This window comes from Conexibacter sp. SYSU D00693 (assembly GCF_017084525.1).
Classification (GTDB): domain Bacteria; phylum Actinomycetota; class Thermoleophilia; order Solirubrobacterales; family Solirubrobacteraceae; genus Baekduia.
The window spans coordinates 700772-727530 of the sequence record NZ_CP070950.1 but is presented as its reverse complement, the minus strand read 5'-3'; the positions used below and the strand labels follow the sequence as shown (position 1 = coordinate 727530).

Here is a 26759-nt window from a genome sequence, read left to right as displayed (position 1 = left end):
GGCCTGCGGGCTAGCGCCTGGCCGAGGAGCGCTTCGCGGCCTTCTTGGCCACGGCGCACCGGCGCACCTTGCGCTTCTTGCCGTTGACCCTCTTGACGACGGTGCGGCAGGTGCGCTTCGTCGAGGACCTCTTGGCCTTCGGCGCCTTCGTGGACGTCGTGGCCGGGCGGCTGGTGGTCGTCGGCGTCGACTGGCGCTCCTGGCCGGCGACGTCGTTGCGCGGCGTCGGGGCCGGGGCGGCGCCGCTGCGCGTGCCGTACTCGGTGACGTACGTGGCGGCGGCGCCGCTCACGAGCGACGGGGCACCGTCGGCGATGCCGATCCCCACCTCGGTGAAGACGCCGTTGAGGAGGTTCGCGCGGTGGCCCGGGCTGTCCATCCAGGCCTGGACGACCTGGGCGGGCGACCCGGTGCTGCCCTCGCCCCAGGCGAGGTTCTCGCCGACCTGCCAGGCCGGCGTCGTCGTGTAGCCCTTGAGGCGGTCGAAGAGCGACGAGCCGTCGATGCCGGTGTGGGAGAAGAACCGCTTGAGGACCATCTCCACCGCGTAGAGACGCGCGGGCTGCTCGAGCTCGGCGGGCCCGCGGGAGACGGGGCCGACGCCGTTGGCCGCGCGGCGCTCGTTGATGAGGCAGAGGGTCGCGTCGGGGGCGTTCGCGCTGAAGGCCGGCGTGCCCGGCAGGACGTCGGCGTTGGGGCAGGACGCTGCCGCCGCGGTGCCCGGCAGGGCCAGGGCGGCGACGGCGGTCAGGGTGGCGAGGGGCGGCAGGGTGAGTCGCACGGCACCCGCTGTGGTCGGCCGCCGCCGTGCCACATCCACCGCGTCGAGGGCCCACCTGGACGGATAGGTCGACGCCCCATCCCCAACGTTGGACGGTCGTTCTAGCGCGACGAACGGTCGTCCAGCCGAGGTTTCTCAAGGTCTACCGCCGTGTCATGAGCGCCAGCGGCGTCCGGACGCCCGCCGCCTCGGCGCGCACCGTGGCGATCCTGCGGCCCGGCTGCACCGCGTCGCGGACCGGGCCGAGGCGGTCGCCGAGCAGCGCCGCCGTGGCGTCGAGGTCCTGCGTGACCAACGTGACGCCCCAGAAGGTCAGCGGCCCGCCGCCCGTGGGCTCGACCGGCCCGACGACCTCGACGAGCGCGTCGGCCAGCGGCAGGAACGCCTGGCGCAGCGTCCCGGTCGTCGTCTCCACGTCGCGCGTGCGGCGCAGCTCGAGCCCCCGGGCCTCGAGGGCGGCGACGTCGCGCTGCAGGTCGGGCGTGCGCAGCACGACGTGGTCGACGAGCACGACGCCGTTGGGGTGCGCACGGTGCCTGGCCCCGTGCACGGGTCCGTCGCCGAGCTCCCACCCCGTGATGCCGCCCCCGCCGCCCGCCAGCCGCAGCTCGGTGCCGGCCACGAGGCAGACGCCGTCCTCCACGGTGAAGCCGAGGGCCGCGAACGCGTCCGGGTCCTCGGCGAGCTCGAGCGCCGCCAGCCGCGGCCGGGCGCTCACCGCCCACCCCGCGGCTGGCCGGTGAGGCCCAGCAGCCAGACGTAGGCCAGGGCGTCGCGCGAGTCCTCCGTCGTGTCCCCCGTCGCGCGCACGGCCTGCGCCGTGAGCTCCCACGACGCCGCGACCACGGCCCGCCCCACGAGGCGCGGGGGCTGCGGGATCGTCGGGTCGACGTGGCGCACCCACGCGGCCACGCGCGCGAAGCGCTCCTCGGCCAGCGCCATGACGCGGTCCCGGTGCTCGAGCCCCTCGTCGCCGACGGCGTGGATCTCCACGAGGAACGCCCGGCAGGCCAGCGGCCGGCGCCGTCCCCACGCCACGAGCCGCGCGGCCGCCGCCGGCAGGACCGCCGCGGGCGTGTCACCGGCCACCTGGTCGAGGTCGGCGAGGAACTGCGCGCCGAACTGGTCGTAGGCGGCGAGGAACGCGTCCTGCTTGTTGCGGAACTGCTCGTAGAACGTCGTGCGCGAGACCCCCGCGGCGGCCGTGACGTGGGCCACCGTCGCCGCCGCGTACCCGCGTTCCCCGACGACGTCGAGCACCGCGTCGAGGATCCGCTGGCGCTGGGACGCGGCGACCTGCTCGCGGGAGAGCCCGTGCGGCCCCTTGGGGAGGCGGTCGGCCGTCGCGCGCGGTTGCCCTGGCATGTACGCCGATGGTACGTTCGATGATGTACACGAGCGTTACACCACTGTCCCAGGAGCGCGTCAGGCCATGCCGATCCCGTCACGCCGTCCCAGTCCGCCGTCCGTCGCGACGCCCCGGTCCTGGTGGCGCCCCGTGGTGCTCGTCGTCGCGTTGGCGACGCTGGCGCTGCCGGCCGTCGCCGCGGCGGACGCGCCGAACGTGGTCTCGGGCAACGGGATCACGGTCTCGGGATGGCGGTGGATCACGACGCGGACGCTCGAGGTCGACATCGCGACGGCGAAGGTCGCGCCCGTCGCGGTCAACGGACCACACCGCGTGCGCATCACGCTGCCGACCGGCTACGCCGCCAACCCGACGGTGCGCTACCCCGTCCTCTACCTCCTGCACGGCGGCGCGGGCGGCAACGCCGCGCAGTGGACCAGCGGCGGCGGCGCCGTCGAGGCGATCACCGCCAACCGCCCGGTCATCACCGTCATGCCCGACGGCGGCAAGGTCGGCTGGTACACGAACTGGGTCAACCAGAGCCAGGGCGCGCAGGCGTGGGCCGACTTCCACCTCACCCAGCTCATCCCGTGGGTCGACGCCAACCTCCGGACCGTCGCGTCGAAGGCCGGCCGCGCCATCGCCGGCCTGTCGATGGGCGGCTTCGGTGCCGTCCGCTACGCGCAGGACCGGCCGGACCTCTTCACCTACGTCGCGAGCTTCTCGGGCGCCGTGGACCTCGGCGACTCCGGCACGCGGACGGTCGTCACCGAGCAGGCCGCGCAGAACGGCTTCAACGCCTACGGGCCGTTCGGCAACCCGTTCTGGCCCTTCGACGGCACGTGGAACGCGCTCAACCCGCTCGGCCGGGCCGCTCGGCTGCAGGGCGTCGGCGTCGCGCTCTACGCCGGATCGGGCATCCACGACGCCGACGTGCTCGAGGGCACGATGGCCGCTGCCGCCTCGCGGATGCACGGCGCGCTGGACGCGGCCGGCGTGCCGCACGTCTTCTGGAACTACGGGCGGCCCGGGCCGTCGGTGCCCTACGGCTGCGACGGCGGGCACAACTTCAGCTGCTGGAACTTCGCCCTCAACGACGCCATGCCGCGGATGATGGCCGCGCTCCAGACGCCGCCCGGGACGAACCCGGGCAACCTGGTCTCGGACGGGGACTTCGAGACCCCCGGCCTCGGACCCTGGGTCTGCGCGGGCACCTGCGGGGCCGACCACGGCGCCGGCCTCGCGCGGACGGGCGCCGGCAACGGCTGGGTCCGCGGGACCTCCGGCTGGCACGACCTGCACCAGACGATCTCGGTCACCCCGGGGCGCACCTACACCGTCTCCGGGTGGATCCGGACGTCGGCCACCAACGCCAACGGCTTCTTCGGGCTGCGCACGCCGGGCGGGCAGGTGGTGGGCGAGCAGCGCTTCACCCGCCTCGACGGCTACACCAAGGTCAGCGCGACGGTGAGCAGCGGCTCGAGCTCGTCGCTCGTCGTCTTCGCCGGGCTCTGGGCCGACCGCGACACGTGGGCGCAGGTCGACGACGTGACGGTGGTCGCGAGCTAGGCGGTGGTCGCCGGCTCGCTGCCGGCGCGCGCGACGAGCTCGGCGTACCGGCCGCCGAGGGCGAGCAGCTCGTCGTGGGTGCCGCGCTCGACGACCCGGCCGCGGTCGAGCACCGCGATCTGGTCGGCGTCGCGGACGGTCGAGAGGCGGTGGGCGATGGCGATCGTGGTGCGGCCCTCGGCCAGGGACTCCAGCGCCTCCTGGACCTCGCGCTCGGTGCGGGTGTCCAGCGCGCTGGTCGCCTCGTCGAGGACGAGGACCGGCGGGTTGCGCAGGACGGTGCGGGCGATCGCCAGCCGCTGCTGCTCGCCGCCGCTGAAGCGGTAGCCGCGCTCGCCGACCGGCGTGTCGTAGCCCTCGGGCAGCGAGGCGATGAGGTCGTGGATCTGTGCGGCGCGCGCCGCGGCCTCGAGCTCCTCGTCGGTCGCCTCGGGCTTGGCGAACCGGAGGTTCTCGCGGATGGAGGCGTGGAAGAGGTAGGTGTCCTGGGACACCATCCCGACCGTGCGCGCCAGCGACGCGAAGGTGGCGTCGCGCACGTCGACGCCGTCGACGAGCACGCGGCCCAGCTGCGGCTCGTACAGGCGCGCGACGAGGTAGCCCAGGGTGGTCTTGCCGCTGCCGGTCTCCCCCACGAGCGCCGTCGTCGTCCCGGGCGCGACCTCGAGGTCGATGCCGTCGAGCACCGGCGGGCCGTCGTCGTCGTAGCCGAACGTCACGCCGTCGAAGCGCACCGCCGGCGGCCGGGCGGTCGTCGGCGTGAGCTCGACGGTGCCGTCCTCGAGCTCGACCGGCAGGTCGAGGTACTCGAAGATCCGCCGGAACAGCGCCGAGGACGTCTGCACGTCGACGGTCACCGACAGCAGCGACTGGATCGGGAACAGCAACCGCGTCTGCAACGTCGTGAAGGCCACGAGCGTGCCGATCGTCACCTCGCCCGTCAGGCCGGCGAAGAGGTAGACGAGCGCCGGCATGATCGCGAAGCTCATCTGCACCGAGGCCATCCGCCAGCGTCCCGCCATGCGCGAGCGGACCTCGAGGTCGGCGAGGTCGCGCGAGGCGGCGGTGAAGCGCTCGGCCAGCGCGTCGCCGCGACCCATCGTCTTGCCCAGCAGGATGCCGCTGACGCTCAGCGACTCCTCGACCAGCGAGCTGATGTCGGCCATCCGGCCCTGGCGCTCGGCGGTGATCCGCTTGCGCTCGGCGCCCACGCGCCGCGTCATCCACACGAAGAACGGCAGCAGCACGAGGCTGAAGGCGGCCAGACGCCAGTCGAGCACCACCATCGCGACGACGACCGCCAGCACCGTCGTGACGTTCGAGGCGATGGACGTCGCCGTCGAGGTGACGACGGACTGCACGCCGCCGATGTCGTTGGCGATGCGCGACTGCACCTCGCCGGTGCGCGTGCGCGTGAAGAACGCCAGCGACATGCGCTGCAGGTGGCGGTAGACCGCCGCGCGCAGGTCGTGCATCACCCGCTGGCCGATGAGGTTGGACAGCCACGTCTGGGCGACGCTCAGCGCGCCGGTGACGACCGGGATCGCGACCATGCCCGCCACCAGCCACGCCAGCAGCGCGTCGTCGTCCTGCGGCAACGCGGTGTCGAGGACCTCCTTGAGCAGGAACGGCGAGACCATCCCCAGCCCGGCGGCCAGGACGATGAGCGCGAGCACCGACGCCAGGCGCGCCCGGTACGGGCGGAAGAGGGCGAAGATCCGGCGGCGGTCGGACACCTCGCCCGAGGGTACTTCGAGGCTTGAGGTGCTCAACCAGCGGCGCCGAAGCCGGCCATCCGCACGCCCTCGAGGCCGGCGACCTCGTCGAAGACCTCGGCCAGGCGACCGGACAGCGCCGGCCAGGACCACCGCTCGCGGGCCATCGCGTAGGCGTTGGCTCCGCGACGGCGGCGCTCGTCCTCGCGGTCGACGGCCTGGACCATCGCGTCGGCCAGCGCACCGGCGTCGTCGGGCTCGACGAGCCAGCCGGTGTGGCCGTCCATGACGACCTCGGCGGGACCGTGGCGATCGACGGCGATCGGCGGCAGGCCGCAGGCCATGCCCTCGACCACCACGGCGCCGAACTGCTCGCGCACGCTGGCGAGCACCAGGGCGTCGGACGCGTTGAGGAAGTCCGAGAGCTCGTCGTGACCGTGCCAGCCGGCGAGGTGCACGTGCTTGGCGCGGCAGCGGCGGATGGTCTCGACCGGGTGCTCGCCCTCCCACTCCCCCGGGTGGCCGCCGAGCAGCACGAGCGACGCCGGCGTGCGGAAGCGCGAGGAGGCGTGGGTGAACGCCTTGACCATCAGGGGCACCCGCTTGACGGCGGTGAAGCGCCCGACGTAGAGCAGGACGACGGACTTCGCCACGCGCGCGGCCTCACGGCGCGACGCGCGGACGCTGCCCTCCGGCTGGCCCGGCGCCCAGCCGCGCGGGTCCTCGTGCAGGACGCGGCGCCAGTGCGCGACGCGGTCGACGGGGCGGCGGTCGAGCTCGTCGGGGTCGAAGCCGTTGGGCGCGACGACGCAGCGCTCGGGCTCGACGTCGAGCAGGTCGGCGGCGCGCTGGACGTGGCCGCGCGTGAGGACGACCAGCCGCTCGCACTCCTGGGCCCAGCGGCGCAGGCGCTCGGCCCACTCGTCGGCGTGGCGCCACGACGCGGGTGCCCCACGGGCGATCTCCTCGAGCATCAGCAGCTCGGTGCCGTGCAGGTGGCCGACCGTCGGCACGTCGGGCGCCACGAGCTCCGCGGCCTCGTTGAGCGGCGTGAGGTGGTGGAGGTGCAGGACGTCGTGCTCGGCGGCCCCCGCGCGCTGCAGGGCGCGCGCCCACGCGCCGACGTGGCGCTCGAAGGTCGCCTGGTCCAGGGAGGCGAAGATGGGGTCGGGCGCCCCCGGGCGGTCCTCGTAGGACGGGTGCAACGGCGCGTCGCCGGCCGCGAAGTCGACGGCGTGGACGTCGCCGGCACCGGCGTAGAAGCGGCGCGCGTCGCCGTGGCCGCTCGTCGACCCCGACAGCAGCGTCACGTCCCACCCGTGCGCGGGCAGGTGGCGCGCCAGCGCGCGGGCGACGTGCGCGCTGCCGCCGCGGGGGAAGAACATGAGGCCGGACAGGACGCGCACGTCCCTCATTCGTACCCGAACTTGCCCGCTTGGGGAAGGCCGTGTCAGCGCGCGCGGAAGACGACGGCGGTCGACACGGCGCGACCGCCCTCGAGCACGACGCCGTGCGACTCGCGCGGGCGGTTGCGCAGCCTCCCCGCGCAGACCAGCGACGTCGAGCCGCCGCCGTCGAGGTTGAGGGCGCTCAGGGCCCCCAGCGCGACCATCGTCTCGGCCAGCTCGGCCATGGTCAGGCCCGCCTCGTCGTCGGCGCGCCCGTCGCAGGCGACCGCCAGGACGGTGCCGTCGCGCTTGACGCCCAGCGCCGCGCGCGGGTAGCGCCCGGCGGTGATGTCGGAGTCGAACTGGTGCGCGCCGGCGGAGAAGCCCTCGTCGTCGCCCGGCACGGTGCGCCCGCACCGCACGAGCAGCGGGCCGGCCTGGAGGAGGTCCCCGGCGGGCGCGGCGTCGAGCTCGTCGCGCCGGGCGACGGCGACGTGGCCACCGGCGACGTGCAGGCAGGCCCGCACGGCGCCGAAGGGCGCGTCGAAGGGGACGTGCTCGCGCACGACGCCGGCCGTGCGCAGCTCGCCCAGCGGCGTGCCGTGCGGGCGGGCGAAGAAGCCGCCGACCAGGGCCTCGGCCTGGCCCTCGGCCCGGCACCACGCCTCCAGCGGCTGCGGCCGCGGGAGGCGCACGACCCGGACGTCGGTGCGCCGCGCGTCGTAGCGGGCGACGTACACCGTGGTCCGCGCGCCGTCGGCGAGGCGGATGCGCTCCTCGCGCAGGTGGCGCGGGGCCTTGCGGGCGCGGCGCTCATGGAGGCGGAGGGCGAGCGGCGACATCGGTGAGGACATGAGCAGTGGAGGCGGAGCGCGGTGTGACCGGGCGGTGACGGCGTGGCTCTGCCGTCGCACTGCGTACATCGGCGCGGCGCTCCGGTTACCCGAGCGATGCACGGTGGGCGGTCGTCTAGGGTCGCGCCACGGTGTTCGACGCCGCGCCAGAGCGGACCTGCCCGGCCTGCGGGCACGCCGCTCGCACGCTGTTCGACCGGTGTCCCGCGTGCGGGGCGCCGTACGGCTCGCCCGGCGCGGGCGGCGGCGGACGTCGCCCGCGGTGGCTCCTCCCGGCGGCCGGCGCGGCGCTGGTCGTCGTCGTTGCGGTCGTCGTGGCGCTCCTCGGCCAGGCCGGCGACGAGCGCGAGCGCCGGCGCACGGGCCTCGCCGCGTCGGTCGCGGCCGAGCGCGCGCGGCTCGCGCGCGTGCAGCGCCCGCACCGCGGGGCGGCGGTCGACCTGCGCCCTCCCGCCGGCGCCTCCCCCGCCCGCCGGCTCGCGGCCCGCGCGGCGCTCGTGGGCGCCGTGGAGGACGCGATCACCGCGGACGCGCGCCTGCGGGCGCGCGCGGGCGAGCTCGACGGGCCGATCGTCACGACCGAGTGCGGGCCGCTCGAGCGCCGCGAGGGCGCCGTCCCCGACGACCGGGTGCTGGCCAAGCCCGTCGGGCGCTACGACTGCGTCGCCGTGCGCCGCGACGTGCGCCAGGACGGCCGGCGTGTCGCCCGCCTCGGCCACCCGTTCGTGGCGGCGCTGGACTTCCGGCGCTTCACCTTCGTGTGGTGTCGCAACACGCCCGCGCAGAGCGAGCGCGGCGAGGCGCTGGCCGAGGTCCGCCTGGCGCGCGTGTGCCTCGCGACGAAGGGCCGCGTCGTCGGCTCGGGCTACGCCGACGTGCCCGTCGGCTGAGCCGCGGCCTACCGGCCCTTGGCCTTGCGCTTGGTCGTCTTGCGCGCCTGGCGGGCGCGCTTGCCGGCGGCGCGAGCGCGCTGCTTGGCCTTGCGCTGGTGCTCGGGCGAGCGGTGGCCCGCGGCGTCCTCGCGCCGGTCGTGGTCGCTGTCGACCGGGGCCGCGCCGCGCGCGTCGCGCACGACGAACCACGCGATGCCGCCGATGAGGCACCCCGCGGCCAGGACGATGAGCAGCGTCTCGGTGACGCCGAGGCCGTCGTCCTCGTCGTCGACGGGCAGCGGCTCGGGTGCCGGCTGCTGCGGCGCCGGCAGCGGCTGGAACGGGTTGGACTGCGCCGCGGCGGTCGCGGGCAGCGCGAGCGCGCCGAGCAGCGCGAGGAGGACGCAGAGACGACGAACGACCATCGGCGCGGCAGGCTACCCGCGCGGCGCCGTCAGTCGCGCGGCTGGTAGCGCAGGCCGTCGAGCGCGGTGTCGAGGATCCGCTCGACCTGGCCGGGGTCCGCGTTCGGGATGCCCGAGATGCCGCTCACCATCTTGCCGACGTCGACCCAGGTGGTCCCGGGGCGCACGATCCCGGCGTCGATGGCGCGGTCGATCAGGCCCTGGCCGGCGACGTCGAGCATCCCGCGGCAGGAGCTGAAGACGTCGTTGTCCATGCCGCCGTCGGCCATGAGCTCGGCGCCGATGGCCTTCTTCGTGGTCATGTAGCCGCTGAGCTCGTGCAGCCACCCGCGCAGGCCCTCCCACGGCTCCTGGTCGGAGAAGTCCGCGGCGCGGGCCGCCATCGCGGCGACCTCCTCGCGGTAGGCCTCCTCGAGCAGGTGGCGCCGGGTCGGGAAGTTGCGGTACAGCGTGCCGATGCCCACGTCGGCGCGGCGGGCGATCGCCTCGAGCGAGACGTCCTTCCCGCCCTCGGCGAACAGCTCGCGCGCGGCGCCGACGAGCCGCGCGCGATTGCGCTGGGCGTCGGCGCGCTTGGGCTTGGCAGTGGGGACTTCGGTCTCGCTCATGGTGGGACGGCCTTGAACTGGAGGCTCCCTCCGCTATAGTGGTCGTCCGAAGCGGAGGTGCCCTCCACAAGAGAAGTGGAGGTGACCTCCAGTGTAGCCCCGTCTCCGGCCCGGAGGGCCCCCATGCCTGCTGCCCCGAACACGAGGACGCTCCTCGCGATCATCCTCGGCGCCTACTTCATGATCATCCTCGACGTCTCGGTGGTCGTCACCGCCCTGCCGAGCATCGACGACGCCCTGCACTTCTCCGACGCCGCGCTGTCGTGGGTGCAGAACGCCTACACCCTGACCTTCGGCGGCCTGCTCCTGCTCGGGGCGCGGATGGGCGACCTGCTCGGCCGCCGCCGCGTCTTCGTGGCCGGCATCGGCCTCTTCACCGCCGCGTCGCTCGTGGGCGGCTTCGCCGGCTCGCCCGAGGTCCTGCTCGCCGCCCGCGCGGTCCAGGGCGTCGGCGCCGCGATCGCCGCCCCGGCCACGCTCGCGATCCTCATGCTCAACTTCCCCGAGGGCCCCGAGCGCCTGCGGGCCGTCGGCCTCTACGGCGCGGTCGCGGGCGGCGGCGGCAGCGTCGGGCTCGTGCTCGGCGGCCTGGTCACCGACGTCGTCTCGTGGCGCTGGGGCCTGTGGCTCAACGTCCCCGTCGGCCTGGCCCTCATCGCGGCCATCCCGCGCGTCATCCCCGAGACGCCGCGCAGCACCGGCCGCTTCGACGTCGCCGGCGCGCTCACGGCGACGGTCGGCATCTCCGCGCTGGTCTACGGCTTCGTGCGCGCGGCCGAGGACGGCTGGGGCGAAGCGGGGACGGTGGCCGCCTTCGTCGCGGGCGTGCTGCTGACCGGCGCCTTCCTGGCGATCGAGCGGCGGGCCGAGCAGCCGATCACCCCGCTGCACCTGTTCGCCCACCGCCAGCGCGCCGGCGCGTACCTCGGACGCGTGCTCATGGTCGGCGGCGTCTTCTCGTCGTTCTTCTTCCTCAGCCAGTTCCTGCAGGGCGTGCGCGGCTTCAGCGCGCTGGAGACCGGCGTGGCCTTCCTGGCCCAGACGCTGCCCCTGTTCCTGATGAGCCGGACCGTCCCCTGGTGGACCGCCCGCTTCGGCAGCTTCCGGGTGCTCGTCGGCGGCCTGGCCGCGGGGGTCGTCGGCATGGCGTGGCTCAGCCGCGTCGGCGCCGACGGGTCGTTCCTCCTGGAGGTGGCGCTGCCGCTGGCGGTCATCGGCTCGGGGATGGGGCTGGCGTTCATCCCGATCACCCAGGCGGGGCTCGTCGAGGTGCCGCTGCAGGACGCCGGCGCCGCGTCGGGCCTGGTCAACGTCGCCCACCAGGTCGGCGGGTCGCTGGGCCTCGCGGTCCTCGTGACGGTGTTCACGTCCGCCGACACCCTGACCGAGGGCGTGGAGCACGCGCTCACCGGCAGCGTGCTGTTCCTCGCCGCAGCGCTCGTGGTCGCGGTGACGATGCTCCGTCCCGCGCGCGAGCCCGCCGCGGTCCCCGCGGTGGTGACCGCGCGGGCCTGAGGGCTAGGCGACCTGGCGCGAGCGCCGCGCGAACGCGAGCGTGAACGCCAGGTTCGCCGCCCCCGCGCCGAAGAGCGCGGCGCGCGAGAGCGGGTTGGGGATCGCGGGCGAGCCGGCCCACACCGCGTCGGTCGCGATCTCCGTCGCGCGCAGCCACGACAGCGCCCACCAGTCGCGCTGCTCGCCGCGCACGGCGGCGACCGCGTGGGCCGCGGCGAAGGTCAGCCAGATCGGGCCGCAGCGCTGGAACAGCCGCCGCGCGTCGGGCGAGGGCGCAGTGTGGCCGAGCAGGCGCAGCGTCCGGTCGGGCGCCGCCAGCGCCCCCGCGCCGAGGGCGACGTCGAACGCCACCATGCCGGCGTTCGTGATGGTGGTCGCAGCGTCCAAGCGGCCCATCGCGGCGCGACACTACAGTGGGCGCACGATGCCCCCGAAGCAGCGGCAGGTCCGCGTCCAGCAGCAGAGCGCGCTCGCCTCGATGCAGGAGCTCGAGAAGCGCTCCGACGAGGAGCTCGAGCGCGAGCAGCGCAACAAGGCCGCCGCCTACGCCATCCTCGGTGCGCGCGCGGCCGAGCGCTACGACGCGAAGACCGCGCGCGAGTGGTTCCGCAAGGCCGTCGCGGCCGCGCGGCCCCAGGAGCGCATGGCGCTGCGCCGCATGGCCGACGCGTCGCTGGCCCTCGCCGAGCGCCGCGCGGACGACCTGAAGGTCGCGGTCGAGCGCCTCGGGCAGGCGCCGCCGTCCAACCGCCAGCTCCTGCTGCTGCGCATCACGTCGATCCTCATCCCGCCGCCGGGCGCGGGGGCCGTCGCGCGCGTGCGCGGGATCGTGCTGATCCTCCTGGCGATCGTCGCCATCCTCGCGATCGCGACGGGCATCGTCCTGCTCATCGGCCTGCCGTTCGGCGGCGTGTCGGTCCTGACCGCCAGCTGGCTGGGCATCCTGCTCGCGCTCGTCGCGCTCGGGGTCCTGATCTGGCTCGGGCGCCGCAGGCAGGCGGCCGCGAGGGCCAAGCAGGCCGACGCGATGGCCGCCAGACGCTGACGGAGGCGGACGGGCGTGTGCGGGCGCTACTCCCTGGCCGGACCCTCCCCCGCGGAGCTGCGGGAGCGCTTCCCGCTGGGCGAGTCGGTCGAGCTGCGCCGGCGCTTCAACGTCTGCCCGGGCGACGACGTCGCGACGGTCACGACCGACCGCGAGGGCGCGCCGCGCGGCGAGCTGCTGCGCTGGGGGCTCGTCCCGCACTGGGCCAAGGACCCGTCGACCGGCTTCAAGATGATCAACGCGCGCGCCGAGACGGTGGCCGAGAAGCCCGCCTACCGCGACGCGCTGCGCACCCACCGCTGCCTCGTCGTCGCCGACGGCTTCTACGAGTGGCAGGCCCGCCCGGGCCGCCCGAAGCTGCCGTGGCACGCGACCCGCGCCGACCACGCGCCGTTCGCGTTCGCCGGCCTGTGGTCGACCTGGCGCGGCCCCGACGGCGAGGAGCTGCGCACCTGCACGATCGTCACCACGCAGGCCAACTCCGTCCTGCGCGAGGTGCACGACCGCATGCCCGTGATGCTGCCGGGCCCCGACGCCGAGCAGGCGTGGCTGGACCACGGCACGCCCGCGCCGGTGCTCCAGGAGCTGCTGGCGCCGCTGCCCGACGCCATGACCTCGCGCCGCGCCGTGGGACCGGCCGTCAGCGACGCGCGCTACGACGGGCCCGAGTGCCTGGCCGACGCGATCGACGCCGAGGAGCAGGCGTCGCTGTTCTAGCGCTCGGTGCTGCCGCCTGAGCCGGGGACGGCGAGGGAGGCGCGCTGGATGACGATCGGCGCCGTCGGGCGCTCGGTCTGCGGGTCGGCGTCGGCCTTGGCGATCTTCTCGACGGCGTCGAGCGGGCCGACGACCTTGCCGGCGACGGCGTACTCCGGCGGCAGGCCCGAGTCCTCCGCGGTGACGATGTAGAACTGCGAGCCGCTGGTCCCGGGCGCCTCGGTCGCGGTCTTGGCCATGGCGACGACGCCCTTCGTGTAGCGCGTGTCGCTCGGCGGGGCCTCCGTCACGGAGTAGCCGGGACCGCCGTTGCCCTGGCCGGTCGGGTCGCCGCCCTGGATGACGAAGTCGCCGCCGTCGGGCAGGCGGCCGATGCGGTGGAAGGTCAGCCCGTCGTAGAAGCCGCGGCGCACGAGGGCGGCGAAGGACGCGGCGGTCTTCGGGTTCTCCTTGGTGTCCAGGCGGATCTGGATCTCGCCGCAGCTGGTCTGCAGCGTGACGTCCCACGTGCCCTTGCCCAGTGGCTTGGACGGCGCCTTGAGCGACCCCTCGGGCTTGGGCTCCGGCGCCTGGACGGCCTCGCAGCCCGCGGGCGCGGCGCCGGCGGTCTCGGTCGTCTGCGCGGGCTCGGTGGCCGGAGCGGTCGCGGCACCGCCGCCCTGGGTGGCTGCTCCCTCGTCGTCCTTGCCGCAGGCGGCGAGGAGCAGGGTGCTGGCGGCGAGCAGGGCGAGCAGGCGGTGGGACATGGGCCCGGCAGGCTAGCCACGGGAGGCGGGGGCTCGTCGCAGGTCGCCCCGCCGGGGTGCCGTGGCAGGATGGGAGCTCCCTTGCGACGCGTGCGGCTCATCCTCAACCCGTCGGCGGGCGGCGGGCGGGCCGCGGCGGCGCTGCCCGGCGTCGAGGCCCGGCTGCGCGAGCTCGGCGTCGCGTTCCGCACGGACACCACAGGTGGGCTCGAGGACGTCGGCGACCTGGCGCGCGAGGCGGCGGCGGCCGGTGAGGTCGCGGTCCCGCTGTCGGGCGACGGCTGCGTCGGCGCGGTCGCCAGCGCCTTGGCGGGCGTCGACGGCGCGCTCATGGGCGTCCTGCCCGGCGGGCGCGGCAACGACTTCGCGCGGGTCACCGGGATCCCCCGCGACCCGGTCGCCGCCTGCGACGTCCTGGTGCACGGCACGCCGCGCCCCGTCGACCTCGGCGAGGTCGACGGCCGGCGCTTCATCGGCATCGCGTCGCTGGGCTTCGACTCCGAGGCCAACCGGATCGCCAACGAGGCGCCGTCCCGGCTCGGCCCGCTCGTCTACGCCTACGGGGCGCTGCGGGCGCTCGCCGGCTGGAAGCACGCGCGCTTCACCGTCGACGTGGACGGGCACCGCACGGAGGTCCGCGGCTGGAGCGTCGCGGCGGCGAACTCGGGCGCCTACGGCGGCGGGATGCTCCTCGCGCCCGATGCCGAGCTCGACGACGGCATGCTCGACGTCGTCCTCACCACCGAGAGCTCGAAGCTCACGTTCCTGCGCGGACTGCCACGGGTGTTCAAGGGCACCCACGTCGAGCTGCCGACCGTCCGGGTCCTGCGCGGCGCGACGGTCGCGATCGCCGCCGACCGGCCGTTCACGGTCTACGCCGACGGCGACCCGATCGCCGAGCTGCCGTGCACGGTGCGCGCGCTGCCGGGCGCCGTCCAGGTGCTGCTGCCGGCGTGAGCGGCGGGCTGGCGTGGAAGGCGGCGGTGGCCCGCGGCGCGGGCGCGCTGTCGCGGCGCTCGGGACGCGGAGGGACGTCGCTGCCCGGCAAGGTCCTGCTGCGTCTCGCGCCCGACGCCATCGGCCGGCTGGCCTCGGGGCTCTCGCGCGGCACCGCCGTCATCAGCGCCACGAACGGCAAGACGACGACCGCCGCGATGGTCGCGGCGGTCCTCGAGCACGGCGGCGTCGAGCTCGTGCACAACCGCCAGGGCGCGAACATGGCCGGGGGTGTGGCCAGCTCCCTGCTGGCGGCCCGTGGGCACGGCGACTTCGGCCTGTTCGAGGTCGACGAGTTCTGGCTGGACCGCATCGAGCCCGAGCTCGCGCCCAAGGCGATCCTGCTGGCCAACCTCTTCCGCGACCAGCTCGACCGCTACGGCGAGCTCGAGACGATCGCCGACCGCTGGGCCGCCGTGGCGGCGTCGACGCGCGCGCAGCTCGTCCTCAACGCCGACGACCCGCTCGTGGCCGACCTGGGCCGCGGGCGCGACGCGGTCTTCTTCGGCGTCGAGGACCGCTCGCTGGCGATGGCCCAGATGCAGCACGCGGCCGACGCCAAACACTGCCGCACCTGCGGCTCGCCCTACCGCTACGACGCGATCTTCCTCGGCCACCTCGGCCACTTCCACTGCGACGTCTGCGGCGCCACGCGGCCGGTGCCGTCGGTGAGCGCGCAGGACGTGGTGCTCGACGGCGTGCGCGGTGCACGGTTCTCGCTCGTCACGCCGGCGGGGCGCGCCGAGGTCTCGCTGCCCCTCCCGGGCCTCTACAACGTCTACAACGCGCTGGGCGCCGCGGCGCTGGGCCTGTCGCTGGGTGCCTCGCTCGACGACGTCGTCGCCGGCCTGCACGCGGTCGCCCCCGCCTTCGGGCGCGCCGAGAGCGTGCGGATGGGCGGGCGCGACGTCCTGCTGCTGCTCGTGAAGAACCCGGCGGGCGCCAACGAGGTCCTGCGCACGCTCGTGCTCGAGGAGGGCGAGCACGACCTGCTCGCGGTGCTCAACGACCGCACGGCGGACGGCAAGGACGTCTCGTGGGTCTGGGACGCCGACTTCGAGGTGCTCGCGCCGAAGGTCCGGCGGGTGGTGTGTGCCGGCACGCGCGCGCCGGAGCTCGCGCTGCGGCTGAAGTACGCCGGTGTGCCGGAGGACCGGATCGTCGTGGAGGCCGAGCTCGACGCGGCGCTCGACCTCGCGCTGGCGGATGGGTCCGGCCGGCTCGTCGCGATCCCGACCTACACGGCGATGCTCGAGCTGCGCGAGCTGCTGGCGTCGCGCGGCGTCGTGCGGGGGCAGTTCACGTGACGGGCGCCGAGGTGCCGGAGGCCGTGCGCTGGCACGACCTCGAGTGCGGGGGCTACGTCGAGGACCTCGCGCTGTGGCGGGCGCTCGTGGACGAGCACGGCGGCGCGGGACCGGTGCTCGACGTCGGTGCCGGGACGGGGCGCGTCACGCTCGACCTCGCGCAGCGCGGCGTCGAGGTCGTCGCGCTCGATGTCGACGACGAGCTGCTGGGCGCCCTGCGCTCGCGGGCGGTGGGCGCGGGCGTCCCGGTCGAGGCGGTCTGCGCCGACGCCCGGTCCTTCGCGCTGGGGCGGGCGTTCCGGCTCGTGCTCGTGCCGATGCAGACGCTGCAGCTGCTCGGGGGCGCGGACGCGCGGGCGGACTTCCTGCGCTGCGCCCGGGAGCACCTCGTCGGCGGCGGCGTCCTGGCGGTCGCGCTGGCCGACGCGCTCGAGAGCTTCGACGCGGAGGTCGACCGTCCCCCGCTGCCCGACATGGCCGAGATCGACGGCGTCGTCTGGTCCAGCCGGCCGCTCGCCGTGGTCGACGAGGGCGACCGCGCGGCCATCCACCGGCTGCGCGAGGTCGTCCGGCGCGACGGCGAGCGCGTGGTCAGCGACGACGTCGTCCGGCTGCACCGCGTCGCCTGGGACGAGCTCGTCGACGAGGCCGAGGCGCTCGGCGGCTGGCGCGGACTCCCGCCGCGCAGCATCCCGCAGACCGACGAGTACGTCGGCTCCACCGTCGTCTTGCTGGAGGCCCGCTGATGCCGACGCTGAAGGTCTGCGCGCTGTACCCGGAGCTCATGAACATCTACGCCGACCGGGGCAACCTGCTCCTGCTCGAGCGTCGGTGTGCGTGGCGCGACATCGGCTTCGAGCTCGTCGGCGCCGGGATCGGCGACCCGGTCGCGCAGGACGCCGACCTCCTCTACCTCGGCGGCGGCCAGGACCGCGACCAGCGCCTCTGCGCCCACGACCTCGCCGAGGCCAAGCGCGATGCCGTGCACGCGGCAGTCGACCGGGGCGCGGTGATGCTCGCGGTGTGCGGCGGGCTGCAGCTGCTGGGGGACTCCTACGAGCTCGGCGACGAGCGGGTCCCGGGCGTGGGCCTCGTCGACCTCCACACGGTCCGCGGCGACGGCCCGCGGCTCATCGGCAACGTCGCCATCGAGGTCGACCTCCCCGAGGCCGCGGGCATCGGCGGTCGTCGCGTCCTCGCCGGCTTCGAGAACCACGGCGGCCGGACGCGGCTGGGCGCCGCCGAACAGCCGCTGGGCCGCGTCCTCAAGGGCCACGGCAACGACGGCCAGTCCGGCTTCGAGGGCGTCGTCCGCGGCAACGTCATCGGCACCTACCTCCACGGCCCCCTCCTGCCGAAGAACGCCTGGTTCGCCGACTGGCTCGTCGCCCGCGCGCTCGGCCTGGACGAGCTCCCGCCGCTCGACGATGCGCTCGAGGACGCCGCGCACGCCGCGGCGCGGCGGGCGGCGGGGGTCTGAGGGCCGAGGTGGGACCGCTCGAGCATCTCCTGGATGCCGCAGCGGTCACACCTCCAGGCGCGGACCGATGAGTTCCCGCCCGCGCGTCGTCCTAGTGCTGCGACACCCGCCGCACCACGACCGAGAGGATCTCCCCCATGCCCCACGCCACCATCGCCGGCCGCACCATCCGCTTCGAGGACCAGGGCGCCGGCGGCACGCCGCTGCTGCTCCTCCACGGCGGCATGGGGTGCGTCGAGACGCTCGGGCCGCTGCTGCCGGCGCTGGCCGCGACGCGCCGGGTCATCGCGGCGGACCTGCCCGGGCACGGCGGGAGCACGATGCCCGACGGCCCGTTCTCGGCGCAGGCGTGGGCCGACGACCTCGCCGCCCTCATCAGCGAGCTCGGGTTGCAGCAGGTCGACGTCGCCGGCTACTCGATGGGCGGCAAGGCGGCGCTGCGCCTGGCGATCCAGCACCCGGACGCCGTCCGGCGCCTCGTGCTCGTCTCGGTGGCGTGGAGGCGGGCCGGCAACCACGCCGACGTGCTCTCGACGATGGACGCCATGGGCCCCGAGATGGCGCCGATGCTCCGCCAGAGCCCGCTGTTCGAGCTCTTCTCCGCGGTCGCACCGGATCCGGACGGCTTCGACGCGATGGTCCTCAAGACCGCGGCGGCGGTGAAGGAGGACTTCGACTGGACGGGCGAAGCGAGCCGGATCACCGCGCGACCGCTGCTGGTCTTCGCGGACGCCGACTCGATCCGGCCCGAGCACGTCGTCGAGGTCTTCGGCCTGCTCGGCGGCGGGCTGCGCGACGCCGGTGTCGACGGCTCGGCCCGGCCCGACGCCCAGCTGGCGGTCCTGCCGGGCACGACGCACTACGACATCACGCTCTCCCCCGCCCTGCCGGCGGTCATCGCGCCCTTCCTCGACGCCTAGCCGGCTCAGGTCCGCTCGCCGAGCAGCTCCTCCCTGCTGGGCTGTTCGGCGACGACCTCCTGCGCCGGCTTGGCGCGCTCGACGACGTCCTCCTTGGACGGCACGTCGGCGAGCACCTCCTCGGCCCGTGGGCTCTCGGTCTCGGGAAGGCTGGGCGGCGGCGGGACCGCGGCCTGAGCGGCGTCTGTGGGATCGCTCATGGCCAACGGCTACCCGCAGGTCAGCGCGCGAGCACGACCTTCGTGTGTCCCTCCTCCACGACGACGTCCGGGGCCTCCTCCCACGGGCGCACGCTGTCGGTGACGAGCTCGGGACGCAGGTCGCCGGTGCCGACGAGCGCCAGGACGTCCTCCATGGAGGCCCGCGCGTGGGCGCGGCCGATGTGGAAGGTCACGCCGCGCAGGTACATGTCCAGCAGCGGGACCTCGGCGTCGCCGAAGACGATCCCGACGCTCGTGCAGGTCCCGGCCTCCGAGGTCGAACGCAGCGCGCAGGCGACGCTCGACCGCGACGAACCGGCATCGACGGTGATCGGGTACGTGCGCTCGGCGCGTTCGGGGACCTCGCCCTCGACGGGGTTGGCCCTGAGGTCGGACGCGATCGCGAGCCGGTGGGGGTCGGTGTCGAGGTAGTCGATGGTGCCCGCGCCCAGCGCGCGAGCGGCGGCGACGGCGTAGAGCCCGACCGACGGGGCGCCGCCGCCGAGGACGAGGACGTCGGCGCCCGGGCGGGCACGCAGGGCCGGTGCGACGGTGCGCCAGCCGTCCGGGACGTTGTCGGCGACGCTCGCGACGCTGACCGGGTCGACGCCGTCGGGCACGCGGACGAGCATGTGGTCGGCCCAGGGGACGCGCGCGAGGTCGCTGAGCATCCCGCCCCAGGCGCCGCCCGCCGCGCCGAAGCCGTACATCGAGGTCCCGCGGGTGCTGCGACACGAGCCGGTGAGGCCGCGCGCGCACCGGTCGCACGTGCCGCACGAGATCTGGAACGGCACGCAGACGACGTCACCCACGGCGAAGCGCTCGACCGCCGGCCCGGCGGCCTCGACGCGCGCCACCGCCTCGTGGCCGAGGTGGATCGGCGGCGGGAAGGGCGTGCGACCCTGGACGATCGGCCCGTCGAGGTCGCAGAGCGCGACCGCGAGCGGGCGGACGAGCGCGTCGGTGGGCTCGAGGAGGTCGGGCTCCGGGGCCTCGTACCACGAGACCTGGCCGGGGGCGTCGAGGACGAGCGAGCGCATGGCGCGCCAGTATGACGAACGTCATAGGCGGTCACCAGAGCGTCTCGAACAGGACCTGCACCGCAAGCACCTCCGCGACCAGCGCCGCGGACCACAGCCGCGCCCGTCCCGGCGGAAGGACCGTCGCCGCCGCGACGCAGGCCAGCGGCGTGAAGGGCAGCCAGATCCGCTCGGTCTCCGCCTTGGTGAACCCGGCGACCGAGGCGATGACGAGGACGGCGCCGATGGCGAACGCCGTGCGGTGGCCCCGGAGCGCGGCGACGATGAGCCCGCCGACGACCACGGGGCCCGTGACGACCGCCCACGCCACGGGCGAGCCGAGCCACCAGAACCAGTACGGCCGCACCCGCGCGAGCGAGTCGCGGTACGCGTCCTCGGTGGCGTGGAAGGCGCCGATCGGGTCGTAGCCGGCGGCGCCCGCGAGGAGGAGGTTGAGGCCGGCGAAGGCGACGGCGCAGGACATGCCGACCACGACCGCGCGACGCAGTCCGTCCCGGCGCCAGACGAAGCACGCCGCCCACGCCGCGATGGCCAGCAGCGACCAGGCGAAGAGGCCGGCGACGGCGAGCGCCACGGCCCCCACCGCCCGCGACGGCCAACCACGACCGACGAGCCCGATGGCCGCGACGAGCCCCAGCGCGGCGAACAGCGCGTCCGCCGACGTCGCACCGAACAGCACCGTCGCCGGGGACAGCGCCGCCAGCAGGCCCGCGAGCCGCGCGCGCTCCTCCCCCACCCCGCAGCGCCGCGCGAGCACCCAGGTGAGCGGCCCGAGGACCGCCACCGCGCCGAGGACCAGCGTCGCCAGCCGGCCCGGGGTCCCAAGCCCGAACCACTCGACCACGAGCAGCAGCCCGGGCGGGTGGCCGGCGGCGTGCGGCGGCAGCGCCGGCACCCACTCGGCGAAGCGGTCGAGGAACAGCCGCGGCCCGTGCTCGAGCGCGCCGAGCGCCGCGAGGTACTCGTTGCGCCCCTCGCGACCCTCTGGGTTCAGGACGCCCCACCAGGCGTCGTCGCCGTAGCGCAGCGCGTTGACGCTCAGCGCGACCGCCAGGCCGATCGCGCCCAGGACGATCGCGAAGCGCCACCCGCGCAAGCGCAGCACCGCCGGGGCGAACCACACGACCAGGGCGCAGACGACGGCGGCGACGACGAGCCAGCCGGGCGCGTGCACGCGCGGCAGCCAGCCGGCGACGAACGGCGGCGTCGCGGTCCCGAGCGTCGTGCCCGCCCGTTCGACGAGCAGGCCGACCGCGGTCCACGCGACGGCGACGACCGCGGCCAGCGCCAGCGCCCCACGCTCGACCGCGCGCAGGCCGCCGTGCGACCCTGCAGTCGATGCGGCGGTCACGTCTGCACCTTCCCACGACCGCCGTGCTGGCCGCCTGCGCGCTGGCCGGGTGCGGGTCGGCGCCCGACAGCGAGCTCCCGCCGCCCGCGCAGCCCGCGAAGGCCCCGCCGCTCACGGAGGAGCCCAAGGGCGTCATCGACCCCTCGACCGTGCACTACGAGCCGGCGTGGAAGGTCGACCCGGACGCGCCGCCGGTCGTCGAGCAAGACGGACCGCCCGCGACCGACCCGACGCTGGGGCCCAACCAGGCCGACGCCGGCGACGGCCGTCTGCGTGGCACGCTCGACACGCGCAAGCGCACCCTCACCGTGGTCGACAAGCGCACCGGCGAGCGCCAGAGCGTCCCGGCCGGCGTCGGCCCAGCCCAGCTGGTCAGCGAGGCGGACCGCTTCTACGTCACGGACGCCACCGGCAACGGCCTCCTGGTCTTCCAGACCAAGCCCGAGCTGCGGCTCACCCGGCGCGTGGCGCTCCCCGGCACGCCCTTCACCATCGCGGCCGACAACAAGGAGCACGACCTCTACGTCGTCCTGAGCGCGCGCAACGAGCTCGTCCAGCTCCCCGCTCACGGGCAGCCCTTCGTCCGCCGCCGGTTCAAGACCGTGCGCGGTGTCCATCTGATGAACGCCTGGAACGGCACGGTCCTCATGCGGGGCACCGACCAGTCGCAGCAGCTAGGCCCGCGCGACACGCAGGGCGAGCCACAGGGCTGACACGAGCCACAACCCCGCCACGAAGAGCAGCCAGCGCCCGAGGTACCCCTCCGGCGCGACCCCCGTGAGGTAGCGGAAGTCCCCGTCCCCCCGGCTCGTCAGCGCGGGCAGGTACACCGCTCCGGTCAGGAGCGTCAACCCGGCGGGGACGCGCACGTGGTTGACCGCCGCCACGCCCGCCACCCGCACCCGCGCCGCCGCCCGGTCCAGCACGGAGTACGCGGGCAGGACCAGCAGGTCGTGCAGGAGCAGCCCCGCCACGAACCACGCGACGACGTTCGACGCCGCCCGGAAGTCGAGCACCTGCAGCACCGCCCACAGCGCCAGCGGCAGCAGCACGAGGTGCGCGAGCAGGTGCGTCACGGACCCGCCGTACCGGCGCCGCACGAGGGCCATCAGACGACGAACTCCATCCGCGCGACCCACTTGGTCTGCCGCACGCCCGGCAGCGCCGGGACGATGATCCGTGCCGGGAAGCCGTGGTCCAGCGGCAGCGCGTGGCCGTTGACCGCGAGCGCCAGGAGGGCGTCGTCGGCCCGGACGGTGTCGCCGTCCAGCGAGCCCTCGCCGAGGATCGCCTGCTGCAGCGAGACGACGTAGACGCTGTCGCAGTCCTCGCCGCCGACCAGCGCCGCGAGGTCGCGCAGCCGCACCCCGGTCCACGTCTGCGTCGTCGTCCAGCCCTCGACGCACGCGATCGGGAGCTCGGCCGTGTGCTGCTCCATCCCCAGCAGCTCCGAGCGCGCGAACGACCGCGAACCGCCCGGGCCCCGCAGCTCGAGGCGCCAGGCCGTGTCGGCCACCATGGCCCGGGGGATCCGCGACGCGCGGAAGGTCTTGTTCACCGGGAAGTCCTCGCCCGTCGGCCGCCGCGGCGCCAGCAGGGCGGTCGACCGCAACGGTCCGCCGATGCTCTCGCCGACGTTGAGCCCGACGAGGGCGACGGACCCCGCGCCCGCGAACGCCAGCACCCCGCGGCGCGTCATCGTCGGCGCGGCCGGGTCGTGCGGGACCAGCCCCTCCTCCATCTCGGCCTCGAGCGGCTCGGGCTCCGTCTCCTCCAGCCGGGCGCGCAGCGGCTTGAGCCCGTCGTGCACCCGCCACGCCCGCCGCATCGCGGGGAGCTTGATGACGAGGTGGATCGCCAGCGACGCGACGAAGACGACCGCGCCGTAGTAGTGGGCGACGACGAAGTTGAAGTCGAACGCGTACCAGTACTGGACGTTGAGGACCCCGGTGACGAGCTGGAAGATCGCGGAGCCCACGAGCAGCGCGATCGACAGCCGCTCCACCGCATGCGCGGGCGAGCGCGCCGGCGGCCACGCGAACAGCCGCGGGATGACCGACCACAGCTTGGCCAGCAGGAACGGGATCGTCGCCAGCCCGACGTTCACGTGCAGGCCCTGCGTGACCGCGTAGAGCCAGTCCGGGCTCGCCGGCCACCCGAGGGTGAACGGCAGGTCGCGCCCGACGGGGATGATGGCGTTGCCCCGCAGGTCGGGCTCGTAGGCCATGTGGCTCAGGAAGCCGGTGGCCGCCGTGACGACCATCCCGGCGAGCAGGAGGACGCCGATGGCGGTGGTCAGCCACGGGCCGCGCAGCGGGCTGCGCCAGAAGCTCGGCCGGAACGGTCCCGGAGGTGGGCGATCCGGGTCGGGGCCCAGCCTCATCGCGCCAGGGCGACGAAGAACCGGTCCTCGCCGCGGACCGTCTCCACGACGCGCAACCCGGCGGCCGCCGCGACCCGGGCCACGCCGTCCACGGCGACGGTCGCCCAGCGCAGCGGCGCGCTGCGCGCTCCCGCGCACTCCAGGCGCACTGCCACCGTCCCCGTCGGCGTGCCGGGCGCCGCGACCTCGGCCAGCACCTGGCCGCTCGGCGACAGGAGCTCGCCCAGGCGCTCGAGCAGCCGCACCGGGTCGCCGCCGATGCCGATGTTGCCGTCGAGCAGCAGCGCCGTGTGCCACGTCCCCGCCGCCGGGACCGCGCCGAAGACGTCGCGGTGCAGCGCCGGCGCGCCGCGACGGCGGGCGTGGCGCACGGCGACGCGCGACGCGTCGATGCCCAGCGCGAGGACCCCGCGCGCGACGAGCGCGGCCACGTGGCGCCCGGGCCCGCAGCCGACGTCGATGACCGGCTCGACGACGCGCGCGAGGACCGTGTCGTCGGCGTCCTGCACGGCGCCGGTCCAGCGCGCGACCGGGACCGGGATCGCGCGCCCGTCGGGCATCCGCGCCTGCAGCGGCGCGCCGGCCAGCGCGGCGGCGAAGAACGTCGCCGGCTCGCCTCCCTCCACCAGCGGCGCCTCAACCGCGGACATCCACCCCTCCGCGTGCCCGCAAGTCGACCTCGCGAAGCACGCCGAGCATGTCGCGCACGGCCCGCGCGGTGCCCAGCGGCGTCCCCGTGACCTTCGACCGGCCCGACCGCGCGCGATAGGGGACTGGCCGCTCGGCGATCCGCCAACCGTCGCGCGCGGCGCGCAGGACCATCTCCAGCGGCCAGCCGAAGCGCCGGTCCTCGACGCCCAGGGCGAGCAGCTCGCGGCGGCCCATCGCGCGCATCGGCCCGAGGTCGGTGAGCGCGATGCCGCTGCGCCGGCGCAGCTCGCGCGCGAGGGCGCGGTTGGCGACGCGCGCGTGCCACGGCCACGCGCCGCGCTCGGGGATCCGCGCCCCCAGGACCATGTCCGCCTCGCCGGCCAGCAGCGGCTCCAGCACGAGGCCGAGGTCCTGGGGATCCAGCGACCCGTCGCAGTCCATGAAGCACACGACGTCCGCCCGCGCCGCCTGGAGCCCTGCCCAGCACGCCGCGCCGAAGCCGCGCACCGGCGCGTGGACGACGTGCGCGCCGTGGCGCGCCGCGACCTCCGGCGAGCCGTCGCTCGAGCCGTTGTCCGCGACGATCGCCCGGTGGCCGTCGGGCATGCGCCCGAGGACCCAGGGCAGCGCCTCGGCCTCGTCCAGCACGGGAAGCACGACGTCGACCATCTGAGGACCATTGCGCACCGGGCGTGCCTATGGTTCATCGCCGATGCCAGGGCGCGTGCTGGTCACCGGCGGCGCGGGGTTCGTCGGCACGCACGTCGCCGAGCAGCTCCTCGACGCCGGCTTCGAGGTCCGCATCGTCGACGCGCTGCTCGAGAGCGCGCACGACGGGCTGCCGGACGGGATCCCCGCCGGCGCGGAGGTCGTCCACGGCGACCTGCGCGACCCGGAGGTCGCCCGCGCCGCGGTGCGGGGCGTCGACGCCGTCAGCCACCAGGCGTCGATGGTCGGCCTCGGCGCCGACGTGCGCGACGTCGCCGACTACGTCGCGCACAACGACCTGGCGACCGCGCAGCTCCTGCGCGCGCTGGCGGTCGAGGGCTTCCGGGGACGGATCGCGCTCGCCTCGAGCATGGTCGTCTACGGTGAGGGTCGCTACCGCTGCGCGGCGCACGGGATCGTCCGGCCGGGGCCGCGCGCCGTCGAGGACCTCGAGGCCGGGCGCTTCGAGCCGCGCTGCCCGCACTGCGGTGAGGCGCTGCACCCGGAGCCGGTGCCGGAGGACGCGCCGCTGGACCCCCGCAACGTCTACGCGGCCACGAAGCTCCACCAGGAGCACCTGCTCATGAGCTTCGCCCGCGAGGTCGACGGCGTCGCCGTCACCGCCCTGCGCTACCACAACGTCTACGGGCCGCGGATGCCGCGCGACACGCCCTATGCCGGCGTCGCGTCGATCTTCCGCAGCGCCCTGGAGCGCGGCGAGGCGCCACGCGTCTTCGAGGACGCGGCCCAGCGCCGCGACTTCGTCCACGTCCGCGACGTCGCCCGGGCCAACGTCCTGGTCCTCACGCGCGACGAGCCGCTGCACGACGCCGTCAACGTCGCGACCGGCACGCCGCGGACCGTCGGCGACATGGCCCAGGCGCTCGCCGACGCCATCCCCGGCGCGCCGCCGCCGGTCCTCGGGACGGGCGAGTTCCGCCGCGGCGACGTCCGCCACGTCTTCGCCTCGGCCGAGCGCGCCCGGGCGCTGCTGGGGTTCACGGCGGCCGTCGGCCTGGAGGAGGGGATGCGCGAGTTCGCCTCGGCCGAGCTCCGCCGACCCGCCCGGGGGCCGGTGTAGAGTTCCGCAGCTCCGCCTCGTCCGCGGTCCTTGCCCATGGAGTACGACATCGCCCAGACCGAGGGGCCGAACGCCTCCCCGCTTCGCCGGATCAGCGCCCTGGCCTGCGCCGGCGTGCTGGCCCTGGGGATCGGCGCGTGCGGGGGCGACGACGGCGAGGACTCCGGCGGCTCCGGCGGCGGTGCTGCCGGCTCCGGGGCGATCAAGCACGACGCCGCGAACACCGGCAAGCCGGTCATCACGATCGGCTCCAAGGACTTCACCGAGGAGTTCATCCTCGCCGAGGTCTACTCCCAGGCGCTGCAGGCCGCCGGCTTCCGCGTGCGCACGCGCCTGGACGTCGGCGCCGAGCAGGAGGCGCTCAAGGCCGTCGAGCGTGGCGACATCGACGCGTACCCCGAGTACACCGGCACGGCGCTCACCGCGTTCTGCGGCGTCGAGGCCGAGGACGTCCCCAAGAGCGAGACGACCGCGTTCAGCGAGGCCCGCACGTGCCTGGCCCGCCGCCAGATCACCGCGCTGCCGACGACGCCCTTCACGAACTCCAACGGCTTCGCCATCACCAAGGAGGAGCAGGAGCAGCTCGGCGGCATCACCAAGCTCTCCCAGCTCGCGGGCAAGGCGTCGGGCCTGACGCTCTCCGGCGGCGACGAGTGCCGCGAGCGCGACGACTGCCTCAAGGGCCTGCGCGAGACCTACGGCCTGCGCTTCAAGCGCTTCCTGGAGGTCCCGCTCTCCCGGCGCCACGAGGTGCTGCGCTCGGGCCAGAGCGACGTCGGCCTCGTCTTCACCACCGACGGCCAGATCAAGGCCGACTCGCTCGTCCTCCTCGAGGACGACCGCGACATGCTCCCGCCCTACAACGTCTCGCTGCTCGTGCGCGACGAGGCGCTCGCCGCCGCCGGCCCGGGCTTCGAGCGCACGGTCCAGCTCGTCCAGCAGGGCCTCACCACCGAGGTCATGCAGGAGCTCAACTCCCGCGTGGACCTCGACGACGAGCGGCCCGCCGAGGTGGCGCGCCAGTACCTCGTCGAGGCCGGCTACATCGCCGACGAGTAG

Annotated in this window: 30 protein-coding genes; 13 read left to right on the top strand and 17 right to left on the bottom strand. The window is 75.3% G+C overall.

The genetic code is table 11. The annotated features are described in order from the left end of the window. Positions 1 to 10: 10 nt before the first annotated feature. The 3 genes from JUB12_RS03680 to JUB12_RS03670 all read right to left on the bottom strand — a co-directional run bounded on the left by JUB12_RS03680 (position 11) and on the right by JUB12_RS03670 (position 2146). The gene (locus JUB12_RS03680; RefSeq protein WP_205698259.1) at positions 11 to 781 is read right to left on the bottom strand and encodes a CAP domain-containing protein; all 771 of its coding nucleotides are present in this window, start codon (positions 779 to 781) and stop codon (positions 11 to 13) included. Between the two features lie 142 nt (positions 782 to 923). After that, complete coding sequence (locus tag JUB12_RS03675; protein WP_205698258.1) at positions 924 to 1499, bottom strand: hypothetical protein; 576 nt, start codon at positions 1497 to 1499, stop codon at positions 924 to 926. Next, complete coding sequence (locus tag JUB12_RS03670; RefSeq protein ID WP_205698257.1) at positions 1496 to 2146, bottom strand: TetR/AcrR family transcriptional regulator; 651 nt, start codon at positions 2144 to 2146, stop codon at positions 1496 to 1498. Before JUB12_RS03670 ends, JUB12_RS03675 begins: the two co-directional genes overlap by 4 nt. A 133-nt stretch (positions 2147 to 2279) precedes the next feature. Here JUB12_RS03670 and JUB12_RS03665 point away from each other — a divergent pair, with 133 nt between their 5' ends. Then, positions 2280 to 3698 carry an alpha/beta hydrolase-fold protein gene (locus tag JUB12_RS03665; protein WP_205698256.1) on the top strand — a complete coding sequence of 473 codons (1419 nt, stop codon included), beginning with the start codon at positions 2280 to 2282 and terminating at the stop codon, positions 3696 to 3698. On the opposite strand, the gene JUB12_RS03660 is transcribed toward JUB12_RS03665, so the two are convergent. From JUB12_RS03660 to JUB12_RS03650, 3 genes are read right to left on the bottom strand one after another with little or no spacing between them, the layout of a single operon-like run. Further along, a complete protein-coding gene (locus tag JUB12_RS03660) occupies positions 3695 to 5434 on the bottom strand; it encodes an ABC transporter ATP-binding protein (protein ID WP_305852576.1) in 1740 nt (579 codons plus the stop codon). The genes JUB12_RS03665 and JUB12_RS03660 overlap by 4 nt on opposite strands. 32 nt (positions 5435 to 5466) lie before the next feature. Further along, positions 5467 to 6819: a glycosyltransferase family 4 protein gene (locus tag JUB12_RS03655; RefSeq protein ID WP_205698254.1), complete on the bottom strand. Its 1353-nt coding sequence runs from the start codon at positions 6817 to 6819 to the stop codon at positions 5467 to 5469. 44 nt (positions 6820 to 6863) lie between these two features. Then, complete coding sequence (locus tag JUB12_RS03650; RefSeq protein ID WP_205698253.1) at positions 6864 to 7643, bottom strand: phosphodiester glycosidase family protein; 780 nt, start codon at positions 7641 to 7643, stop codon at positions 6864 to 6866. A gap of 143 nt (positions 7644 to 7786) precedes the next feature. Between JUB12_RS03650 and JUB12_RS03645 the strand changes: the two genes are divergently transcribed. Next, the gene (locus tag JUB12_RS03645; protein WP_205698252.1) at positions 7787 to 8545 is read left to right on the top strand and encodes a hypothetical protein; all 759 of its coding nucleotides are present in this window, start codon (positions 7787 to 7789) and stop codon (positions 8543 to 8545) included. 8 nt (positions 8546 to 8553) lie between these two features. Here JUB12_RS03645 and JUB12_RS03640 read toward each other — a convergent pair whose 3' ends face one another. Together JUB12_RS03640 and JUB12_RS03635 are read right to left on the bottom strand one after the other, a co-directional pair. After that, a complete protein-coding gene (locus JUB12_RS03640) occupies positions 8554 to 8952 on the bottom strand; it encodes a hypothetical protein (RefSeq protein ID WP_205698251.1) in 399 nt (132 codons plus the stop codon). A 29-nt stretch (positions 8953 to 8981) separates the two neighbouring features. Beyond that, complete coding sequence (locus JUB12_RS03635) at positions 8982 to 9560, bottom strand: TetR/AcrR family transcriptional regulator (protein WP_205698250.1); 579 nt, start codon at positions 9558 to 9560, stop codon at positions 8982 to 8984. Between the two features lie 123 nt (positions 9561 to 9683). On the opposite strand from JUB12_RS03635, the gene JUB12_RS03630 reads away from it, so the two are divergent. Then, complete coding sequence (locus JUB12_RS03630) at positions 9684 to 11075, top strand: MFS transporter (protein WP_205698249.1); 1392 nt, start codon at positions 9684 to 9686, stop codon at positions 11073 to 11075. A gap of 3 nt (positions 11076 to 11078) precedes the next feature. Here the strand turns inward: JUB12_RS03630 and JUB12_RS03625 are convergent, their stop codons facing one another. After that, positions 11079 to 11462 (bottom strand): hypothetical protein, encoded by a 384-nt coding sequence (locus tag JUB12_RS03625; protein ID WP_205698248.1) that lies wholly within the window; start codon positions 11460 to 11462, stop codon positions 11079 to 11081. Between the two features lie 37 nt (positions 11463 to 11499). On the opposite strand from JUB12_RS03625, the gene JUB12_RS03620 reads away from it, so the two are divergent. Next, the gene (locus JUB12_RS03620) at positions 11500 to 12120 is read left to right on the top strand and encodes a hypothetical protein (RefSeq protein WP_205698247.1); all 621 of its coding nucleotides are present in this window, start codon (positions 11500 to 11502) and stop codon (positions 12118 to 12120) included. Positions 12121 to 12135: 15 nt separating this feature from the next. Next, positions 12136 to 12837, top strand: coding sequence for an SOS response-associated peptidase (locus JUB12_RS03615; protein ID WP_205698246.1), 702 nt, complete (start codon positions 12136 to 12138; stop codon positions 12835 to 12837). On the opposite strand, the gene JUB12_RS03610 is transcribed toward JUB12_RS03615, so the two are convergent. After that, positions 12834 to 13583 carry a peptidylprolyl isomerase gene (locus tag JUB12_RS03610; protein ID WP_205698245.1) on the bottom strand — a complete coding sequence of 250 codons (750 nt, stop codon included), beginning with the start codon at positions 13581 to 13583 and terminating at the stop codon, positions 12834 to 12836. The genes JUB12_RS03615 and JUB12_RS03610 overlap by 4 nt on opposite strands. Before the next feature lie 90 nt (positions 13584 to 13673). Between JUB12_RS03610 and JUB12_RS03605 the strand changes: the two genes are divergently transcribed. The 5 genes from JUB12_RS03605 to JUB12_RS03585 all read left to right on the top strand — a co-directional run bounded on the left by JUB12_RS03605 (position 13674) and on the right by JUB12_RS03585 (position 18286). Continuing rightward, positions 13674 to 14540, top strand: coding sequence for a diacylglycerol kinase family protein (locus JUB12_RS03605; protein ID WP_241004510.1), 867 nt, complete (start codon positions 13674 to 13676; stop codon positions 14538 to 14540). Further along, on the top strand, positions 14537 to 15886 hold the full coding sequence (locus tag JUB12_RS03600) for a MurT ligase domain-containing protein (protein WP_205698243.1): 1350 nt from the start codon (positions 14537 to 14539) through the stop codon (positions 15884 to 15886). The genes JUB12_RS03605 and JUB12_RS03600 overlap by 4 nt, the downstream gene beginning before the upstream one ends. Beyond that, positions 15883 to 16632: a class I SAM-dependent methyltransferase gene (locus JUB12_RS03595; RefSeq protein ID WP_205698242.1), complete on the top strand. Its 750-nt coding sequence runs from the start codon at positions 15883 to 15885 to the stop codon at positions 16630 to 16632. The genes JUB12_RS03600 and JUB12_RS03595 overlap by 4 nt, the downstream gene beginning before the upstream one ends. Further along, positions 16632 to 17366 (top strand): glutamine amidotransferase, encoded by a 735-nt coding sequence (locus tag JUB12_RS03590; RefSeq protein ID WP_241004407.1) that lies wholly within the window; start codon positions 16632 to 16634, stop codon positions 17364 to 17366. The genes JUB12_RS03595 and JUB12_RS03590 overlap by 1 nt, the downstream gene beginning before the upstream one ends. A 137-nt stretch (positions 17367 to 17503) precedes the next feature. Next, entirely contained in the window at positions 17504 to 18286 is a 783-nt protein-coding gene (locus JUB12_RS03585) for an alpha/beta fold hydrolase (RefSeq protein WP_205698241.1), read from the top strand. Positions 18287 to 18291: 5 nt separating this feature from the next. Here JUB12_RS03585 and JUB12_RS03580 read toward each other — a convergent pair whose 3' ends face one another. Genes JUB12_RS03580 through JUB12_RS03570 form a run of 3 tightly spaced genes read right to left on the bottom strand, consistent with a single transcriptional unit; the run spans position 18292 to position 20877 of the window. Continuing rightward, positions 18292 to 18486: a hypothetical protein gene (locus tag JUB12_RS03580; protein ID WP_205698240.1), complete on the bottom strand. Its 195-nt coding sequence runs from the start codon at positions 18484 to 18486 to the stop codon at positions 18292 to 18294. 20 nt (positions 18487 to 18506) lie between these two features. Continuing rightward, entirely contained in the window at positions 18507 to 19526 is a 1020-nt protein-coding gene (locus JUB12_RS03575; RefSeq protein WP_205698239.1) for a zinc-binding dehydrogenase, read from the bottom strand. Between the two features lie 31 nt (positions 19527 to 19557). Then, positions 19558 to 20877, bottom strand: coding sequence for a hypothetical protein (locus tag JUB12_RS03570; RefSeq protein WP_205698238.1), 1320 nt, complete (start codon positions 20875 to 20877; stop codon positions 19558 to 19560). Here JUB12_RS03570 and JUB12_RS03565 point away from each other — a divergent pair. Next, positions 20865 to 21590 carry a YncE family protein gene (locus JUB12_RS03565; RefSeq protein WP_205698237.1) on the top strand — a complete coding sequence of 242 codons (726 nt, stop codon included), beginning with the start codon at positions 20865 to 20867 and terminating at the stop codon, positions 21588 to 21590. The genes JUB12_RS03570 and JUB12_RS03565 overlap by 13 nt on opposite strands. Here JUB12_RS03565 and JUB12_RS03560 read toward each other — a convergent pair. The 4 genes from JUB12_RS03560 to JUB12_RS03545 are packed head-to-tail and all read right to left on the bottom strand — an operon-like array spanning position 21552 to position 24580. Further along, positions 21552 to 21953, bottom strand: coding sequence for a hypothetical protein (locus JUB12_RS03560; protein ID WP_205698236.1), 402 nt, complete (start codon positions 21951 to 21953; stop codon positions 21552 to 21554). The two genes, JUB12_RS03565 and JUB12_RS03560, sit on opposite strands and share 39 nt — an antisense overlap. Before the next feature lie 32 nt (positions 21954 to 21985). After that, the gene (locus tag JUB12_RS03555) at positions 21986 to 23260 is read right to left on the bottom strand and encodes a molybdopterin-dependent oxidoreductase (protein WP_205698235.1); all 1275 of its coding nucleotides are present in this window, start codon (positions 23258 to 23260) and stop codon (positions 21986 to 21988) included. Further along, positions 23257 to 23910, bottom strand: coding sequence for a methyltransferase domain-containing protein (locus tag JUB12_RS03550; RefSeq protein WP_205698234.1), 654 nt, complete (start codon positions 23908 to 23910; stop codon positions 23257 to 23259). The genes JUB12_RS03555 and JUB12_RS03550 overlap by 4 nt, the downstream gene beginning before the upstream one ends. Continuing rightward, positions 23897 to 24580 carry a glycosyltransferase family 2 protein gene (locus tag JUB12_RS03545; RefSeq protein WP_205698233.1) on the bottom strand — a complete coding sequence of 228 codons (684 nt, stop codon included), beginning with the start codon at positions 24578 to 24580 and terminating at the stop codon, positions 23897 to 23899. The genes JUB12_RS03550 and JUB12_RS03545 overlap by 14 nt, the downstream gene beginning before the upstream one ends. A 43-nt stretch (positions 24581 to 24623) precedes the next feature. Here JUB12_RS03545 and JUB12_RS03540 point away from each other — a divergent pair, with 43 nt between their 5' ends. Both JUB12_RS03540 and JUB12_RS03535 read left to right on the top strand, forming a co-directional pair. Further along, complete coding sequence (locus tag JUB12_RS03540; protein ID WP_205698232.1) at positions 24624 to 25700, top strand: NAD(P)-dependent oxidoreductase; 1077 nt, start codon at positions 24624 to 24626, stop codon at positions 25698 to 25700. A gap of 36 nt (positions 25701 to 25736) precedes the next feature. Beyond that, on the top strand, positions 25737 to 26759 hold the full coding sequence (locus JUB12_RS03535) for a glycine betaine ABC transporter substrate-binding protein (RefSeq protein ID WP_205698231.1): 1023 nt from the start codon (positions 25737 to 25739) through the stop codon (positions 26757 to 26759).

Bases quoted from the DNA above. Each gene is read 5' to 3' on its own strand.
- JUB12_RS03670 (WP_205698257.1), bottom strand. From the start codon at position 2,146: ATGCCAGGGCAACCGCGCGCGACGGCCGACCGCCTCCCCAAGGGGCCG.
- JUB12_RS03650 (WP_205698253.1), bottom strand. From the start codon at position 7,643: ATGTCGCCGCTCGCCCTCCGCCTCCATGAGCGCCGCGCCCGCAAGGCC.
- JUB12_RS03640 (WP_205698251.1), bottom strand. From the start codon at position 8,952: ATGGTCGTTCGTCGTCTCTGCGTCCTCCTCGCGCTGCTCGGCGCGCTC.
- JUB12_RS03635 (WP_205698250.1), bottom strand. From the start codon at position 9,560: ATGAGCGAGACCGAAGTCCCCACTGCCAAGCCCAAGCGCGCCGACGCC.
- JUB12_RS03630 (WP_205698249.1), top strand. From the start codon at position 9,684: ATGCCTGCTGCCCCGAACACGAGGACGCTCCTCGCGATCATCCTCGGC.
- JUB12_RS03620 (WP_205698247.1), top strand. From the start codon at position 11,500: ATGCCCCCGAAGCAGCGGCAGGTCCGCGTCCAGCAGCAGAGCGCGCTC.
- JUB12_RS03610 (WP_205698245.1), bottom strand. From the start codon at position 13,583: ATGTCCCACCGCCTGCTCGCCCTGCTCGCCGCCAGCACCCTGCTCCTC.
- JUB12_RS03590 (WP_241004407.1), top strand. From the start codon at position 16,632: ATGCCGACGCTGAAGGTCTGCGCGCTGTACCCGGAGCTCATGAACATC.
- JUB12_RS03585 (WP_205698241.1), top strand. From the start codon at position 17,504: ATGCCCCACGCCACCATCGCCGGCCGCACCATCCGCTTCGAGGACCAG.
- JUB12_RS03580 (WP_205698240.1), bottom strand. From the start codon at position 18,486: ATGAGCGATCCCACAGACGCCGCTCAGGCCGCGGTCCCGCCGCCGCCC.
- JUB12_RS03575 (WP_205698239.1), bottom strand. From the start codon at position 19,526: ATGCGCTCGCTCGTCCTCGACGCCCCCGGCCAGGTCTCGTGGTACGAG.
- JUB12_RS03565 (WP_205698237.1), top strand. From the start codon at position 20,865: ATGCGGCGGTCACGTCTGCACCTTCCCACGACCGCCGTGCTGGCCGCC.
- JUB12_RS03555 (WP_205698235.1), bottom strand. From the start codon at position 23,260: ATGAGGCTGGGCCCCGACCCGGATCGCCCACCTCCGGGACCGTTCCGG.
- JUB12_RS03550 (WP_205698234.1), bottom strand. From the start codon at position 23,910: ATGTCCGCGGTTGAGGCGCCGCTGGTGGAGGGAGGCGAGCCGGCGACG.
- JUB12_RS03545 (WP_205698233.1), bottom strand. From the start codon at position 24,580: ATGGTCGACGTCGTGCTTCCCGTGCTGGACGAGGCCGAGGCGCTGCCC.
- JUB12_RS03540 (WP_205698232.1), top strand. From the start codon at position 24,624: ATGCCAGGGCGCGTGCTGGTCACCGGCGGCGCGGGGTTCGTCGGCACG.
- JUB12_RS03535 (WP_205698231.1), top strand. From the start codon at position 25,737: ATGGAGTACGACATCGCCCAGACCGAGGGGCCGAACGCCTCCCCGCTT.